The organism is Lederbergia panacisoli, from assembly GCF_024626525.1.
Lineage (GTDB): Bacteria > Bacillota > Bacilli > Bacillales > Bacillaceae_C > Lederbergia > Lederbergia panacisoli.
Map to the genome: position 1 here is coordinate 73,394 of NZ_JANJGU010000002.1, position 17,189 is coordinate 90,582.

18 protein-coding genes are annotated in these 17,189 nt (G+C 37.6%); all 18 read right to left on the minus strand.

Annotated elements, in window-relative coordinates; all coding sequences use genetic code 11:
• Positions 1-13: 13 nt before the first annotated feature.
• The 18 genes from dapG to rimP all read right to left on the minus strand — a co-directional run bounded on the left by dapG (position 14) and on the right by rimP (position 17,123).
• Positions 14-1,249 carry an aspartate kinase gene (gene dapG, locus NQ185_RS03235; RefSeq protein WP_257580110.1) on the minus strand — a complete coding sequence of 412 codons (1,236 nt, stop codon included), beginning with the start codon at positions 1,247-1,249 and terminating at the stop codon, positions 14-16.
• Entirely contained in the window at positions 1,246-2,310 is a 1,065-nt protein-coding gene (gene asd, locus NQ185_RS03240; RefSeq protein ID WP_257580111.1) for an aspartate-semialdehyde dehydrogenase, read from the minus strand. The genes dapG and asd overlap by 4 nt, the downstream gene beginning before the upstream one ends.
• Positions 2,311-2,471: 161 nt before the next feature.
• The gene (gene dpaB, locus NQ185_RS03245) at positions 2,472-3,065 is read right to left on the minus strand and encodes a dipicolinate synthase subunit B (RefSeq protein WP_257580112.1); all 594 of its coding nucleotides are present in this window, start codon (positions 3,063-3,065) and stop codon (positions 2,472-2,474) included.
• On the minus strand, positions 3,065-3,964 hold the full coding sequence (dpaA, locus tag NQ185_RS03250) for a dipicolinic acid synthetase subunit A (protein ID WP_257580113.1): 900 nt from the start codon (positions 3,962-3,964) through the stop codon (positions 3,065-3,067). Before dpaA ends, dpaB begins: the two co-directional genes overlap by 1 nt.
• Positions 3,965-4,096: 132 nt before the next feature.
• The gene (locus NQ185_RS03255; protein ID WP_257580114.1) at positions 4,097-4,339 is read right to left on the minus strand and encodes a YlmC/YmxH family sporulation protein; all 243 of its coding nucleotides are present in this window, start codon (positions 4,337-4,339) and stop codon (positions 4,097-4,099) included.
• 92 nt (positions 4,340-4,431) lie between these two features.
• Positions 4,432-5,670, minus strand: a complete 1,239-nt coding sequence (locus NQ185_RS03260) for a M16 family metallopeptidase (RefSeq protein ID WP_257580115.1) — start codon at positions 5,668-5,670, stop codon at positions 4,432-4,434.
• Positions 5,671-5,726: 56 nt separating this feature from the next.
• Positions 5,727-6,725, minus strand: coding sequence for a polysaccharide deacetylase family protein (locus NQ185_RS03265; protein ID WP_257580116.1), 999 nt, complete (start codon positions 6,723-6,725; stop codon positions 5,727-5,729).
• 245 nt (positions 6,726-6,970) lie between these two features.
• Entirely contained in the window at positions 6,971-9,091 is a 2,121-nt protein-coding gene (gene pnp, locus NQ185_RS03270; RefSeq protein WP_257580117.1) for a polyribonucleotide nucleotidyltransferase, read from the minus strand.
• A 446-nt stretch (positions 9,092-9,537) separates the two neighbouring features.
• Entirely contained in the window at positions 9,538-9,807 is a 270-nt protein-coding gene (gene rpsO / locus NQ185_RS03275) for a 30S ribosomal protein S15 (protein ID WP_257580119.1), read from the minus strand.
• A 117-nt stretch (positions 9,808-9,924) separates the two neighbouring features.
• Positions 9,925-10,875: a bifunctional riboflavin kinase/FAD synthetase gene (gene ribF, locus NQ185_RS03280; RefSeq protein WP_257580120.1), complete on the minus strand. Its 951-nt coding sequence runs from the start codon at positions 10,873-10,875 to the stop codon at positions 9,925-9,927.
• 9 nt (positions 10,876-10,884) lie between these two features.
• The gene (gene truB, locus NQ185_RS03285) at positions 10,885-11,790 is read right to left on the minus strand and encodes a tRNA pseudouridine(55) synthase TruB (protein WP_257580121.1); all 906 of its coding nucleotides are present in this window, start codon (positions 11,788-11,790) and stop codon (positions 10,885-10,887) included.
• A 119-nt stretch (positions 11,791-11,909) separates the two neighbouring features.
• A complete protein-coding gene (rbfA, locus tag NQ185_RS03290; protein WP_257580123.1) occupies positions 11,910-12,251 on the minus strand; it encodes a 30S ribosome-binding factor RbfA in 342 nt (113 codons plus the stop codon).
• A 15-nt stretch (positions 12,252-12,266) separates the two neighbouring features.
• Positions 12,267-12,545: a DUF503 domain-containing protein gene (locus tag NQ185_RS03295; protein WP_257580124.1), complete on the minus strand. Its 279-nt coding sequence runs from the start codon at positions 12,543-12,545 to the stop codon at positions 12,267-12,269.
• A complete protein-coding gene (infB, locus tag NQ185_RS03300; RefSeq protein ID WP_257580125.1) occupies positions 12,542-14,872 on the minus strand; it encodes a translation initiation factor IF-2 in 2,331 nt (776 codons plus the stop codon). Before infB ends, NQ185_RS03295 begins: the two co-directional genes overlap by 4 nt.
• A gap of 15 nt (positions 14,873-14,887) precedes the next feature.
• On the minus strand, positions 14,888-15,193 hold the full coding sequence (locus tag NQ185_RS03305) for a YlxQ family RNA-binding protein (RefSeq protein ID WP_257580126.1): 306 nt from the start codon (positions 15,191-15,193) through the stop codon (positions 14,888-14,890).
• Positions 15,193-15,474 (minus strand): RNase P modulator RnpM, encoded by a 282-nt coding sequence (rnpM, locus tag NQ185_RS03310; protein WP_257580127.1) that lies wholly within the window; start codon positions 15,472-15,474, stop codon positions 15,193-15,195. The genes NQ185_RS03305 and rnpM overlap by 1 nt, the downstream gene beginning before the upstream one ends.
• A gap of 12 nt (positions 15,475-15,486) precedes the next feature.
• Entirely contained in the window at positions 15,487-16,614 is a 1,128-nt protein-coding gene (gene nusA, locus NQ185_RS03315; protein WP_257580128.1) for a transcription termination factor NusA, read from the minus strand.
• A 41-nt stretch (positions 16,615-16,655) separates the two neighbouring features.
• Positions 16,656-17,123: a ribosome maturation factor RimP gene (rimP, locus tag NQ185_RS03320; protein ID WP_257580129.1), complete on the minus strand. Its 468-nt coding sequence runs from the start codon at positions 17,121-17,123 to the stop codon at positions 16,656-16,658.
• Between the last annotated feature and the right edge of the window lie 66 nt (positions 17,124-17,189).

Sequence of the window (17,189 nt, forward strand, 5' to 3'; positions counted from 1 at the left end):
AGCACCTCAAATCTTATCGATCGTATTCCAAAATATCATAATGTAATTCAAAAGTATCATGTAATGCATTGACGGCTAGCTCTAAATCGTTCCCGTCGACTAGGACCCAAATAGTTGTATGACTATCTGCTGATTGCAAAATCCGTATGTCTTTTTCAGATAATGCAGAAACAATTTTGGATGTGACACCGGGAACGCCTGCAATTCCAGCTCCAACAACCGAAACCTTGGCACAGTTTTTAATGACAGTTGGCTGATATCCGATACTTTCTAATATAGCGATTGCCTTCTCTATTGTAGAATCGGGGACAGTATAAACCACTCCACTTGGAGAAATATTAATAAAATCGACACTTATGTTTTCATTTGCCATCGCTTTAAAAACATCAGATTGAAGATTATATTGATTTTTTCCTGCGGTAACCTTTATTTGCGACACATTTGGTACATAAGCAATTCCTGTTACAAGCCTCTCTCGTATATCAGCTGTTATGTTTTCTTTAGTTAAGGTTGTGACTAAAGTTCCAGGAGAGTTATTGTAAGTTGATCTTATTCTTATCGGAATTTTTGCCTGCATTGCAATTTCTACCGCGCGGGGATGGATGACTTTCGCTCCTTGGTATGCCATATTACATACTTCGTTATAAGTTACAACAGATAAAGGGCGGGCTTTTTTGACAATCCGAGGATCTGCTGTCATCATTCCATCAACATCTGTAAAAATATCTATCCACTCAGCTTTTAAAGCTGCTCCAAGTGCCGCGGCTGACGTATCACTTCCACCTCTGCCAATTGTTGTGATATCACCATTTTTTGCCGCACCTTGAAAACCTGCTACAACAATCACATCATGGGATTCGAACTCATTTAGTAATCTTTTGCATTTCATTTCTAAAATTTTTGCATTTGTATGATCATTGTTAGTGACAAAACCAGCCTGGGAACCCGTCATTGATATCGCATTAATGCCGTTTACTAATAATTCTTGTGTAAATACAACACTTGAAATGGTTTCCCCGCAGGCAAGCAAAACATCTTGTTCTCTTTCAGTCAATAATGTTTTTTCGCCCCCGATTAATGACAGTAATGTATCAGTCGCATAAGGAGAACCTTTTCTTCCCATTGCCGAAACTACGACAACAACCTTATATCCTTCTTCAATCGCCTTCTTAATATGGGCCCCAGCTTGAACTCTTGTTTCTAAGCTTTGAACGGAGGTTCCACCAAATTTTTGGACGATGATTTTCATGCTTCTACCCGTCTCAAGACTAAGCCTAATTTAATTAAACTTTCCGCAATTTGTATCGTGTTAAGGGCAGCACCTTTTAATAAATTGTCCGAAACAATCCACATATGGAATCCTGTTTCCTCATCTAAATCTTTACGAATTCTTCCAACAAATACGTCATCTTTCCCTACGGCCATGGCAGGCATTGGGTACACTTGCTGCTCCGGTTCATCTTGAAGAGTAATACCTGGCGCATTTGCAAGTAATGTTTTAATATTTTCTACTGTAACATCTTGTTTGCCTAATTCCACATAGACAGATTCAGAATGTCCGGTTTCAACAGGAAGACGTACACATGTTGCCGCTACTTTTAATTCAGGCATTCCCATTATTTTTTTTGTTTCATTAATCATTTTCATTTCTTCAAATGTAAATCCATTTTCAGTGAATTTGTCTATTTGAGGAATGACATTAAAAGCAATTTGATAATGTTTATCCATACTGCTTACTGGTAAGACAGCAGGTTTTACTTCTTCTTTATTTAAAATAGCATTTGTTTGTTCGTTAAGTTCATTGATGGCTGCAGATCCTGCACCGGAAACAGCTTGGTATGTGGATACAACAACCTTATTTAACCCATAAGCTTCCCTGATAGGTTCAAGCGCCGCCACCATTTGAATAGTGGAACAGTTCGGATTTGCGATGATTCCATTATGTCCATGAAGAGCATCTTCATTAACCTCAGGAACTACTAATGGGACCTCAGGATTCATTCTAAAGGCACTCGTATTATCAATGACAATTGCACCACGTTTCACTGCTTCAGGTGCAAATTTTTCTGATATACTTCCTCCTGCGCTAAAAAGGGCAATTTCAACACCTTCAAATGATTCAGGCACCGCTTCTTCCACTGTAATAACTTCATTATTAAACGTAATTTCTTTTCCGGCAGAACGGGCAGAAGAAAGTAAAGTTAATTTCCGGATTGGAAAATTCCTTTTCTCCAGTGTTTTTAAGATTTGTCGACCAACTGCACCGGTAGCACCCATGACTGCTACATGAAAACCGTCTTTATTTGACATTTTTAGAACTCCTTCCAGCCAAAGAAAGTCAATCTTTGTTGTTTTAATATTACATTCATTTATACTATCATATTATCACATATAGCTTTGCTACCGGTATAATTTTAATAAAAAAGGCTTTAAAATAACATCAGGTAAGAATTCTTACCTGATCCAGTCTCTTATTCTTTACTATACTCCCTAATGACAGGCTGTAATTGGTAGCCTTCTATTGCGGCTTCTACTGCATCAGAGAGGTATTCCATTTTTGCCACCATGGATGTTGGTTTATTTATTGGATCATCCTGTCCGAAAGGGATGAAATAAATATTCTTAGTAGACATTAGTCTCATTAAATTAGTCCCATTTAATCCAAGTGCATCGTTTGTGGATATTCCTAACACAACTGGATTGCGATTTCTTAACGTTGCTTTGGCAGCCATAAGAACTGGGCTATCGGTCAAAGCGTTAGCAAACTTACTCATGGAGTTTCCTGTTAAAGGTGCAATTACCATACAGTCAAGAGGCATCTTCGGTCCTAGAGGTTCAGCATCGACGATGGAATCTATTACCTTTCTTCCAGTAATTTCTTCAATTTTTCCAACCCAGTCTTCTCCGTCGCCAAATTTTGTATTTGTATTTTTTAATGTAAATGTGACGACAGGGATTACCTCTGCTCCTTGCTCCATTAATCTTTCAATTTCAGGGATAACAGCTTCATAAGTGCAATGGGATCCAGTCATTCCAAAACCTATTCTTTTTCCCGCTAAACTCATTATGAATTCTCCTTCCGTTTTTCGAGATCATCAGCAAGAAGCTGCGAAAGTACATTGGCTAAAATTTGTCCGGCCGTTTTTGGCGCTACAATTCCGGGCAACCCAGGTGCAAGCAATGCTTTGATTCCCCGTTTCTCAGCATAACGGAAATCTGTTCCACCGGGTTTGGATGCTAAGTCAATAATCAATGTATTCGGCGGCATATTGGCGATGACTCCTGCATTTAAAATCATATTGGGTACAGTATTAATACATATATCAAGATCTTTAACCTCATTTTTCAGATCGTTAAAATGAAACGGCTTCATTCCCATTTCTGTAATTCTTGCTAAATGAGCACTCTTTCTAGCCCCTACTTTTACTTTTGCTCCGAGTAGGGCAAAAGTTCTAGCGACACTCATACCGACCCGTCCAAGTCCAAGAACCGCTATGGATGATTGATGAATGGTAATATCAGTATTTTGAATGGCCATCATAATTGTTCCCTCTACTGTTGGTATAGAGTTATAAATGGCTACATCATCCCGTTCAAAAAGCTGCACTAAAGTTCTTTTTGAAAGATTCGATATTTGATCTAGATAGCTATTGCTTATGCCGGAGTATATTTTACAGTAAGAAGGCGTTTTATTAAGAATTTGTTCTGTCAAAACAACTTTTTCACTAGAAAATATCGTTTCTATTTCTCCTTCAAGGTTCGTTCCAGGAACAGGAAGAATGACAGCATCTAAAATTGAAAAATCAACATCTTTCATCTTTTCTTTTACGGCTCCTGTAAAGGATTGAGCCAATTGTTCGAAACCAATTAAATATAATTTTGCATCTAGTTCCGTCAACTTTCGAATGATTTCCAATTGCCTTGCATCCCCACCTAATACGGCTATGTGCATATCAGTCAACATCACATTTCTTCACCTTCTTTTTTATGCATACAAAATCACACCGCACAAGTAGTGTATGTAGGATAAATTCCCCTGTGCATGAACACAGAAATGAGAAAAAAAAATAAGGCGACATTATCGCCTTATAAATGATTATTTATTTTCCGGGACTTCAAGAATGATCATATCCGTCCCGATTGTTCTAATGTAATGCCAAGGCACTTTAATTTCGTTTGCACCTTTTCTCATCCCCATCCATTTTCCTGATGGGATGATTAGATGATTAATTTCCCCCGTTTTTGAATTAATCTCCAAATCTGTTTGTCCTAGCACTCCTAACCGCTGAGCTTTTTTGTAATCTACAATTTCTTTGCCTCCCAATTCACTAAGACGCATAATCCCCCTCCTAAAACTAGCCGTTATTAACATATATAAGTTGTCTAATGGTTTTTTAGAATAAAAAAACCCTTATCTTTTTCGACAAGGGATTAATGAAGCCGTTCTGGTAATCGATTATCAGGACTAATTAACGCAATGGTATAATCATCAGTAAAAATTTGATTTGCTATTTTGTTTACACTATCGACGGTGACTTGATCAATCTCGTCAATCATTTCATCCAGTGTTCTATGTTTTCCTAATAGCAATTCATTTTTTCCGTTTCTGCTCATCCTACTATTGGTACTTTCCAAACTGAGCATTAAATTGCCTTTTAATTGTTCTTTACTATTTCGTAATTCTTTTGCTGTAATGCCATCTAGTTTTAATAATTCAAGTGTTGAATGAATGGTGCTATATAATTCGTCCATTTGATTTGCACCAGTTCCTCCATAGATCGTAACGAGGCCACTATCTTTAAATGAAGAATGATAAGAAAATACGGAATACGCTAACCCTTTTTCTTCACGCACTTCCTGAAATAATCTTGAAGACATGCTCCCGCCAAATATATTATTCATTAAAATTAAGTCGTAAATATCTTTATGGCCGATAGGCAAGCCTTTAAACCCTATACATAAATGAGCTTGTTCAGTATCTTTTTGTTTTGTATATTTATTGGCATAAAATTTAGGGCTAGCTTCAAAAGCTTGTTTCTTTCCTCTTGCGAAAGATCCAAAATATTGTTCAACAATATGAATAAAGTCTTCCTGTACATTACCAGCTATGGAGATCACAACATTTTCAGGAGTATACATATCATGAATATATTCCCTTAATAAGTCACTTGTAAATGTTTCAAGTGTTTCTTCTGTACCAAGAATTGGAAACCCAAGGGGATGAGTTTCATATGCCGCTTTACTTAATAAATCATGGACGATGTCATCAGGTGTATCTTCATACATTTTAATTTCTTCTAGTACAACATTTTTTTCCTTGCCCAACTCGTCCTTATCAAAAGTAGAGTTAAAAAACATATCCGCTAATGTATCCAAAGCGTAAGATGCGTGGTTATCTAGTACCTTTGCATAGTAGCAAGTATATTCTTTTGATGTAAAGGCATTTACTTGCCCGCCGATTGAGTCGAAGGATTCAGCAATTTCCCTTGCGGTCTTAGTTTCGGTACCTTTAAAATACATATGTTCTAAAAAATGTGAGATCCCGTTATTTTGATGATTTTCATCACGAGAACCTGTTCCAATCCAAATTCCTATCGCTACCGATCTTACAGTTGGAATTGTTTCTAGGACAACTCTTACTCCGTTTTGGCATATATATTTTTTCATCAATGCAATTCCTCCTAACATGGTGCAAAAACATGCCAAGTGTCCATAATCAAACAGTCTTATGGATTCTTTTTATCTTGTTCCATGTTTTGTGGTCCATACAATTTAATAATTCTTTCTTCATCCATTAGTTTTGAAACCGTTCCGATTCTAAGATTTCGAGATTTTATTTCTGTAATTAACGTTTGCAAAGCCTCATCGGTAGGTTTTGTTGGATGCATTAAAATCATTGCACCTGGGTGCACTTTTGATGTAACCCTTTGGATTAATACAGTTGTTGGCGGTTTTTGCCAATCAATTGTATCAACAGTCCACATCACAGTCCTTAGTTTCAGTGAATGGGCAATGTCAATCGTTTCTTTACGAAAAGCCCCTGCTGGAGGACCGAACCAAGTAACTTTTTTACCGGTAGTTGCTTCTATAATTTCATTTGTTTTAGAAAGTTCTTCCCTCGTTTCGGCCTCATTTAAAAGTTGCATATTTGGATGACTGTACGAATGATTACCAATTTCATGTCCACCATCTGCAATCATCTTCGTTAAATCAGGATTTTCCTTTGCCCATCGGCCCTCCAAGAAGAAAGTGGCGTGTACCTTATTTTTTTTTAGGGTATCAAGCATAGAGGGGATGAATTCATTTCCCCAAGCAACATTTATTAAAAAACTGACCATAGGTTTTTCGGGATGGCCCCGATATATTGGAGAGGGCGATAAATCCAACAGATGAACTTCTGGTGGAATTTGAACAAAAACCAATTTTTTCTCATCATACTTTTTATCCTTTTTCATGTTTTGATAAGATGCTTTTATATCTACCTTTATCCCATTATATCCAGGCATTGCTTTCCAGACTCGATCTATTTTAGCATTTTGAGGTTCAATTTGATAATAATCTGCAGCTTTTACGATTAAATCATATAATTCTCCATTATGTTTACTTACAAAAGTACTATCACCTTGTAACTGTTTTAAATATTTATTCGTATAAGGATTAAATATGGCAGATAATGATAGAATAGCAATCAGACTAAAGGCTATCAAGTTTTTTGAACTAAGCATGTCCCTACCCCCTCATTTTAGATTATGAATGAGGTGGAACCGTTAGACCTAAAGAAAGCGGAAGGGCCTTGCTCATCGACGTAGAAACTTCAGGTACTCTGACTGAGGTAAAGGAAACACTACGAGGAACGAGTCAATATTGACTTATCTTAAGTATAGAACAAGAGGTTTGCTAGTAAATAGGCGCTAATGCTAGACAGTAACAATTTGCAAAATAAAAAGCCAGGAAACCCTGGCTTAATTTTTTACTGTTCCTTATTTTGTTGTTCTTTTTGTTCTTTTAAGACTACTTTTCTTGAAATATTTACTCTGCCTTGGTTATCGATTTCGATTACCTTTACAAGAATTTCGTCTCCTATGGATACAACATCTTCCACTTTGTTAACTCTTTCTTCTGCAAGCTGTGAAATATGAACTAAGCCATCTTTACCAGGGAATAATTCAACAAATGCACCAAATTTTTCAATACGTTTTACTTTCCCTAAATACATCTGTCCGATTTCCACCTCTCGAACTAGATCTTCAATGATTTTCTTAGCCTTCACATTCATTTCTTCATCCGCGGAAGCGATAAATACTTTACCATCTTGTTCAATATCGATTTTCACGCCGGTCTCTTCGATGATTTTATTGATTTGTTTACCGCTTGGTCCAATGACATCTCTAATTTTATCTGGATTAATTTGCATTGTGAGAATCTTTGGCGCATATTCAGAAAGTTTGTTTCTTGGTTCTTTAATGGTTTCCAGCATGGAATCCAAGATATGAATACGGCCGTGTTTTGCTTGCATTAGCGCTTCCTCAAGAATTTCTCTTGATAAACCTTCGATCTTAATATCCATTTGCAGCGCTGTTACACCTTTTGCAGTCCCAGCTACTTTAAAGTCCATATCACCAAGATGGTCTTCCATTCCTTGAATATCTGTTAATACAGTGTAATGTTCACCTGATTTAACAAGACCCATCGCTATTCCTGCTACTGGAGCTTTAATAGGGACTCCCGCATCCATCATAGCAAGGGTGCTCGCACATATGCTCGCTTGTGAAGTTGATCCATTCGATTCCAAAACTTCTGATACAAGGCGAATCGTATATGGAAAATCTGCTTCATTAGGAATGACAGGCTCCAGTGCACGTTCGCCAAGCGCGCCATGCCCAATTTCACGCCTTCCCGGTCCACGAATAGGACCTGTTTCACCAACACTAAAATGTGGGAAATTATAATGGTGCATGAAACGTTTTGATTCTTCGATTCCAAGTCCATCCAATATTTGCACATCACCAAGTGCTCCTAATGTACAAATACTTAATGCTTGTGTTTGTCCACGAGTAAATAAACCTGAACCATGCGTTCTCGCTAAAAGAGTAACTTCCGATGAAAGAGGTCGGATTTCGTCCGGCTTTCTTCCATCTGGACGGATTTTTTCCACTGTAATTAAACGACGTACTTCTTCTTTTACAAGGTCGCTTAAAATTTGCTTCACTTGTTTAATTGTCGCATCTTCGACATTTTCACGTTCCGTAAAGTCTGCAATTACTTTATCCTTTACAGCTTGGATTGCTTCTTCACGGGCATGTTTTTCTTCTACTTGAATGGCTTTAATAATATTTTTTTCACACAAATTACGAACTTCTTGATTAAGATCAGCGTCTACTTCGTAAAGAACGACTTCTCTTTTTGCTTTTCCAACTTCTTTTACAATTTCTTCTTGGAATTGAATTAGCTTTTTAATTTCCTCATGGCCAAACATGATCGCTTCAAGCATGATTTCTTCGGTAACCTCATCGGCACCTGCTTCGACCATATTGATCGCATCTTTCGTTCCTGCAACAGTTAAATTTATGTCACTGTTTTCCATTTGTTCAACAGTAGGATTAATTATAAAATTACCATCAATTCTACCTACTACAACACCTGCAATCGGACCTTCAAATGGAATATCGGATACGCTTAGTGCAAGTGAAGATCCAAACATTGCCGCCATTTCGGAAGAACAGTTTTGATCAACACTCATAACGATACTAACGACTTGTACTTCATTTCGGAAACCGTCTGCAAAAAGTGGACGGATTGGACGATCAATTAAACGACTTGCTAAAATAGCTTTTTCACTTGGGCGTCCTTCTCTTTTAATGAATCCGCCGGGAATCTTTCCTACTGCATATAGTCTTTCTTCGTAATTTACAGTTAAAGGGAAAAAGTCCACCGCTTTTGCTTCCTTAGATGCTGTGGCGGTACTTAAAACGGCAGTATCTCCATACCGAATTAAAGCCGCTCCACTAGCTTGCTTCGCTAATTGACCTATTTCAATTGTCAGCGGTCTTCCCGCCCAATCCATACTAAATGTTTGTTTGCTTTGTTCCATGCATTCTTTCCTCACTTTCATACAATTCAATCATCCGTCTTATATATTGTGGACTAGTAACATAAAAAAAGTTCTTGTCATTAGTTGGAATCAAAGTGCCGCCGATTACTGAACATTAGACATGGGCGCGAACAAAAGCGGAAGCGCCTGACCATCGACGTACAAACTTCAGGACCTAAGACTTGCGATAAAGGAAACACGACGAGGGACGAGTCTGGCTTCCTACGCAAGCGAAAAGGACAAGAAGTTTGCAAGTCGATAGGCGCTGCAGCTGGACGAAAATGAAAAATGTCGTACACATGTCCAATGTTCAGTTCTGCCACATATTACGTGACAGTCCTAAGCAGTATTGCCTCGGTTAGCATCAATGAATCCCTAATGAAACCACTTTCTAAATACCTAATAAAAAAGCGGGAAAAAATCCCGCTTTTTAAAGGCTATACGAATTATCTACGTAAGCCCAGGCTATTAATTAATTCACGATAGCGCTGCACATCTTTATTACGAAGATATGTTAAAAGGTTTCGGCGTCGACCTACCATTTTAAGTAAACCACGACGTGAATGATGATCCTTTTTGTGCATGCGAAGATGATCGTTCAATTTGTTGATGTCTTCAGTCAAAACAGCAATTTGAACTTCCGGTGATCCGGTATCATTTTCATGAATCTTATATTGGTTGATGATTTCATTTTTACGTTCTTGAGAAATCGCCATCCTGTTCACCTCCTATTTTCTATCCCCTGTTACCTAGCAAACGTTGGTGAGTCGCCTTGCCAAGCAAAGGTTCTTGATACTGTATTAGAATACATCTTTCCAAGACAAAAATCAAGTTTATTTGTCCAACCAGTCAAAGTATTTGACTGCTGTTTGTACATCTTTCGATATTTGTAATATTAATTCTTCAATTCCATTAAACTTTTCTTCATTCCTCATGTATATATGCCACTCAACCTGTACTTCTTCTCCATAAATAGTTTCGTCAAAATCTAAAATATGTACTTCGATAGAAAGCATAGTTTCACCTGGTACTTTAAATGTAGGATTATATCCTATGCTGCAAACACCGTTATACCACCTTCCTGCAACATTGAAGCGGACGGCATAAATTCCTATTTTTGGAATGAGATAATCATTTTCTAATTGAATATTGGCGGTTGGGAAGCCCAATTTTCGACCACGCTTTTCCCCGTGAACCACTGTTCCTTTTGTAACAAAAAATCTTCCTAATAAATCTTTTGCTTGAATCATTTCGCCATCGTGTATAAGCTGTCTAATTTTAGTGGAGCTTATTTTATCATTCTCATTTTCTAATTTCGGTATGGTCGTGACGTCGAAATGTCCGTTTCCATGTGTTGATAATGTATCCATTGTACCTTTTCCGAATTTCCCGTAAGTATAGTCAAAACCTGCCACAACATGCTTAACATTAAGATTAATTAGATATTCCTTAACAAAGGCTTCTGGTTCTAAACTTGAAAATGAAGAGGTAAAACGAACGACGAATAAAAAATCTATTCCAAGTGAAGAAATTAAATCTATTTTATCTTCAAGTGGGGTAATATATTGTACCGTCTTTCTTTCCTTCCCAAGTACGACAGAAGGATGAGGATCAAATGTCATGACGGCACTCTTCATTCCATTTTTAATTGCTATATCATGGGCTGTTGAAATAACTTTTTGGTGCCCTTTATGTACACCATCAAAAAAACCCAATGCTAGAGACAGCGGCGGAAAATCACTTTGACTAAGTTGATGTGGATAATTGATCATCAATACTTTCAATTTTTTCACCTACTCATTTCTTAAAACTTTCACTGGTTTAATAAGTGTTTCATCATCAGGATGAACTTGATAAATTGCAAAAGCATTCCCATCAAATGCCATGACAACTTGACCATCTGGCCAATTTTTAGGCTTTGGAAGAACTGCGCCATTTTTAATCTTTATTACTAAATTACTATCTATTGGAAAAAAGGACAAGTCAGAAATCCCTTTTTCTAGCGGATAGATATTATGTATGATATCTCCACTTTGTATAAGTTCTTCCAATTGCTCAAAAGTAACACAGTCACTTGCTGTTATTGAAGCGGAAGCTGTTCTTGTTAAAGAAGACATATGGGCGGGATATCCAAGTTTTTCTCCAATCATGACTGCCAATGTTCGAATGTACGTTCCTTTGCTGCAATGGACATGAAAGCGAAAAGAAACATTCCCATCATTCTCTTTTATCAATTCATCTAGCAAGTTTATTTCATAAATATGTACGTTCCTTAAAGGGCGTTCAATCGTTATTCCCGCTCGTGCATATTCATATAATCTCTTTCCTTTTACCTTTACTGCAGAAAACATTGGCGGTGTCTGCTTAATTATTCCTTTAAAAGATTGAAGGACTGTTTTTATTTCATCAATACTTATACATCGTTCAATTTTTTTTGTTTCAACTATGTCTCCGGATGCGTCTTCCGTCGTTGTTGAATAGCCAAGGGTCACTTCCCCTTCATACTCTTTACCAGCATCGGTAATGTACTCGGCAATTTTTGTTGCTCTTCCCAAACAAATAGGTAAAACTCCTTCAACATCCGGGTCAAGTGTGCCAGTATGTCCAACCTTTTTCATTTTTAACATTTTTCGGATTTTAAAGACACAATCATGGGAGGTCATACCTTTTGGTTTCCATAATGGCAATATACCATCCATAGAATATTCATCTCCTTTCCACGATGAAAAAGCCGTCCCATTAGAGGCGCTTAGACCATTCACTAATTCTCAAATGTGAATAGACAAAGCATAAATGGGAACGGCCTTAAGTTATACGGTTAGTCATCTTTTATTTGTTTCAATAATGATTCAATTCTATTTCCGTAACCAATGGATTCATCGAATTCAAAAGAGATTTCCGGTGTTTTGCGAAGACGGATCCTATGACCAATTTCTGATCTAATGAATCCTTTTGCTTTAGCAAGTCCTTTTAGTGTATTTGCTTTTTGCTCTTCATCCCCAAGAACGGAAATATAAACAGTTGCTTGTTGAAGATCCCCTGTAACATGTACGTCAGTAATTGTAACAAAACCGATTCGAGGATCTTTAATTTTTCTACTGATTATTTCGCCAAGCTCTTTTTTCATCTGTTCTCCAACACGATTGGCACGTAGACTCATAACAAACACCTCTCATTACAGCCATTCAAAAGTTGTACTTACTCTTTCCCACTCGGGAAATGAATCTAGAAAAGTAAGGGCATGATTAAGTTCACGTTCCGCAGCCTGTCTTGAAGATGAGACTGTAGTCATAGCAATTTTGGTTAACTGCCATGTATCTTGATGATCCACTTCAGCTGCAGAAACATTGAATTTTTGTCTAAGTCTTGTCAAGGTACGCTGCAGGACAGCCCTTTTTTCTTTTAAAGAATGGGCATGAAACACGCGAAATTCACATTCAACGAATCCAATCAAGCACGCTCAATTTCTTCCATTAAGAAAGCTTCAATAATATCTTCTTCTTTCACATCATTGAAGTTTTTAATTGTAATACCGCACTCGTATCCTTGGCTAACTTCTTTTACATCATCTTTAAATCGTTTCAAGTCGTCAATAACACCTTCATAAATGACAATGCCATTCCTGATAAGACGTACTCCACTATCACGAGTAATTTTACCATCTGTTACATATGACCCTGCAATCGTACCAATTTTGGATACTTTAAATGTTTGACGGACTTCCGCCTGTCCAATAATTTTCTCCTCAAACTCTGGATCAAGCATCCCTTTCATCGCCGCTTCAATTTCCTCAATTGCTTTATATATAACTCGGTGGAGACGAACTTCGACACTTTCTGATTCCGCTGCACGCTTTGCATTCACATCTGGGCGAACATTAAATCCAATTACAATAGCATTAGAGGCAGCAGCAAGTGTAATATCTGATTCATTAATAGCCCCAACTGCAGTATGAATAATTTTAATATTAACGCCTTCGACATTGATTTGTCTTAGCGCTGCAGCAAGTGCCTCTACTGAACCTTGTACATCTGCTTTTACGATTACATTTAAATCCTTCATTTCACCTTGTTTCATTTGTTCAAATAATGTGTCAAGGCTAACTCGGGAACTTTCATTTCTCGATGCGAGCAATGCTTCCTGTGCACGGACTTCCCCAATTTGGCGAGCAGTTTTTTCATCATCAAATACAACAAACCTGTCACCTGCTTGAGGTACATCGTTTAAACCTGTGATTTCTACTGGAGTTGATGGTGCTGCTTCCTTTACCCTTCTCCCGATATCATTCACCATTGCACGGACTCGACCATACGTACTGCCGACTACAATTGGGTCACCAATTTTCAAAGTACCATTTTGGACGAGCAATGTAGCAACCGATCCGCGTCCTTTATCTAGCTGGGCTTCAATAACAGTCCCAATAGCGTTTCTGTTCGGATTAGCTTTGAATTCTTCAACTTCACTTACAAGTAAAACCATCTCAAGTAAGCTGTCGATTCCTTCTCCCTTAAGTGCCGAAATCGGAACAAATATCGTGTCTCCGCCCCAAGCTTCCGGAACTAAACCATGTTCAGTCAATTCCTGCATAACGCGATCTGGATTCGCTGTTGGTTTATCCATTTTATTGACAGCTACAATAATTGGAACTTCCGCCGCTTTTGCGTGATTAATGGCTTCAATTGTTTGTGGCATAACACCATCATCTGCAGCAACGACAAGAATTGTAATATCCGTTACCTTTGCACCGCGTGCACGCATTGTCGTGAAGGCTGCGTGTCCTGGTGTATCTAGGAATGTAATTTTTTTGTCATTAGCTACGATTTGATACGCCCCGATATGTTGCGTGATGCCCCCAGCTTCGCCAGCAGTTACCTTAGTGTTGCGAAGGGAATCCAATAAAGTTGTTTTTCCGTGGTCAACGTGACCCATAATTGTAACAACGGAAGGACGTTCAGTTAAGTTTTCCTCATTGTCTTCAGTAAAATACACTTCAAGGTCAGTAGCATCAATTTGAATTTCTTCTTCAACCTCTACTCCGTAATCTGTACAGATTAATTCAATTGCATCCTTATCCAATTCCTGATTAATGGTTGCAATTACTCCTAATAAAAATAATTTTTTAATAAGCTCTGATGGCTCTCGATGGAGTTTTTTCGCCAATTCTCCAACTGAAAGAGATCCGCTGAATGTAATCTTTTCCGGGAGTTCTTTTTGTTTCTGAGGCGCTGGCTGATGTTGTTGCGGCTTCTGCCTTTGCTTAATGTTTTTATTATTATTCACATTGCCTTTGCGATTCTTATTAAAACCTTTGTTGCCGCCTTTTTGCTGTTGGTTTTTATTCTGATTATTTCCCGTACTATTTTTCATATTAAAATTATTTTGCCCCATCTCATTATTTCGTTTAGTTCCATTTCCAGTAGTTCTTTGTGCAGGCGCTGATTTAGCATGATTGTTTTCAGAACGGCGTGGCTGCTCATTCGTATTTTTAGATTGTGTCGCTTTATTATCCTTTGCCTGTGGACTTCTCGCTTGGCTATTACGAGGTTTCTGTCCATGCTCACTATTGGGTTGGACTTTACGCTGTTGATTTGATTTTGTTGCACCGTTTTTGCTTTGAGCTTCTTTTCCCTTATAAATAGAATCTAGTTTTCCGGCAGTCCCAGCATCAATCATAGACATATGATTGGAGACTTCTATATTCAAACTTTTCAGTTTTGAAATCACATCTTTACTAGATGTGTTATGTTTTTTTGCGTATTCATATACACGTACTTTACTCATAGGTTCACCCCCGTTTTATTCATCGAGCATTGAAGTAAGCTTTTTTGCAAAGCCATCTTCCAGGATTGCTACTACTACCCTTTCGTCCTTCCCAATGGCGTGGCCTAATTTTTCTCTTGAATCTACAAAGTGAAAAGGAACCTCGTAATAAGTGCATTTATCCTGAATTTTTTTTGAAGTATTAGAAGAGGCATCTTTGGAAATTAAAACAAGCTTAGCCCTTCTATTTTTGATTTCCTTAACGACCAATTCTTCTCCAGAAATAATCTTTCTTGCTCGATTCGCCAATCCAAGCAGTGACATCCATTTTTCCTGTTTCATTATTTAGACTTGCTTTCTTTATCAAGTAAGGCAAGAAGTTCTTCGTAAACAGAATCATTTACTTCAGCATTTAACTGGCTAGCGAAAATATTTTTCTTTTTTGCCGCCAGAATGGCATCACGGTCTAAAGAAACATAAGCACCTCTTCCGGATTTTTTACCGGTTATATCAACAGATACTTCTCCTTCTTTGGAACGGACAATCCTGATCATTTCTTTCTTAGGCTTCATTTCGCCTGTAGCCAAACATTTTCTCATTGGTATTTTTTTTTGTATTGCCAACCTAATTCACCCCTATTCGATTTCTTCATCAATTAAATCGAATGTATCACTTGATTCATCTTCATCAAAAAAGAGAAGAGATTCTTCGCGTGGATAAATGCCTTGTGCACGAGCATCGGATTCACTTTTTATATCAATTTTCCAACCTGTTAACTTTGCTGCCAGTCTAGCGTTTTGTCCTCGTTTCCCGATTGCTAATGATAATTGATAATCCGGTACGACAACTGTCGTTGCTTTTTCTTCCTCGTGTATTTCTACATCCAATACTTTCGAAGGACTCAATGCATTTGCTACAAAAACGACGGGATCGGAAGACCATTCTACGATATCAATTTTTTCACCTTTTAATTCATTAACAATAGCCTGGACACGAGCACCTTTAGGCCCGACACAAGACCCTACTGGATCAACTTCCGAGTTATCAGTACTTACAGATATTTTTGAACGATCTCCTGCTTCGCGGGCTACTGATTTAATTTCTACGGTGCCATCATAAATCTCAGGAACCTCAATTTCAAATAATCTTTTCAACAAACCGGGATGCGTACGAGAAACGTATATCTGGGGACCTTTTGTCGTCTTTTCAACTTTTGTGATATATACTTTAATACGATCATGTGGTTTGTATGTTTCATTTGGCATTTGTTCACTTTGTGGAAGTAATGCTTCAATTTTTCCAAGGCTAACATAAATAAACCTTGGATCTTGCCTCTGAACAATTCCTGTAATAATATCATCTTCTCGATCAATAAATTCGGAGTAGATGATTCCTCTCTCTGCTTCACGAACCCTTTGTGTAACAACTTGTTTCGCTGTCTGTGCCGCTATTCTTCCAAAATCTTTCGGAGTGACCTCTAACTCAACGATATCTCCTGCTTCATAAGCAGGATTAATGTTTTTAGCTTGATCAAGAGAAATTTCAAGTCTAGAATCAAACACTTCATCAACGATTTCTTTACGGGCAAACACTCGCATTGTCCCAGTTCCCAAATTCAAATCCACACGAACATTTTGTGCTTGATTAAAGTTTCGCTTATAAGCTGAAACAAGAGCCGCTTCAATTGCTTCAATCAATACTTCACGACTAATTCCTTTTTCTCTTTCCAGAATAATGAGAGCATCCAATAATTCCGAGCTCATTTTTATGGTCATCCCCTTTAATTCATCTCTTTTTACCTTGTTTAAAAAACTACGGCCAATCTAGCTTTTGCAACTTTTTCATATGGAATTTCAATCGTTTTAACACGTGTTTTAATTTTTACCTCAAGTGTTATGATTCCTTCATTAAAATGAATGAGCTTACCTTCGAACGTTTTTTCACCATCAATAGGTTCGTATGTTTTAATATGAATGTTTTTACCAATTGAAGATTCGAAATCAGACTCTTTTTTTAATGGGCGTTCGGCACCTGGCGAAGATACTTCTAAGAAGTAGTTATGAGGAATTGGATCCAATTCATCTAGAATTGCGCTAAATCTTTCGCTTACAATACCACATTCTTCAATATCCACACCATTTTCCTTATCAATAAAGATTCGGAGAAACCAATTTTTCCCTTCCTTTACATATTCAGTATCAACAAGGTCAAGTTTCATATCTTCTAAAATGGGAGTTACGAGTTCTTCAACGAGTTCAGTTACCTTACTCATAATGACCTCCATGATGAGAGTTTCAATAGTTTCAATTTTAGAGTATCTAAATACACGAAAGAGTGG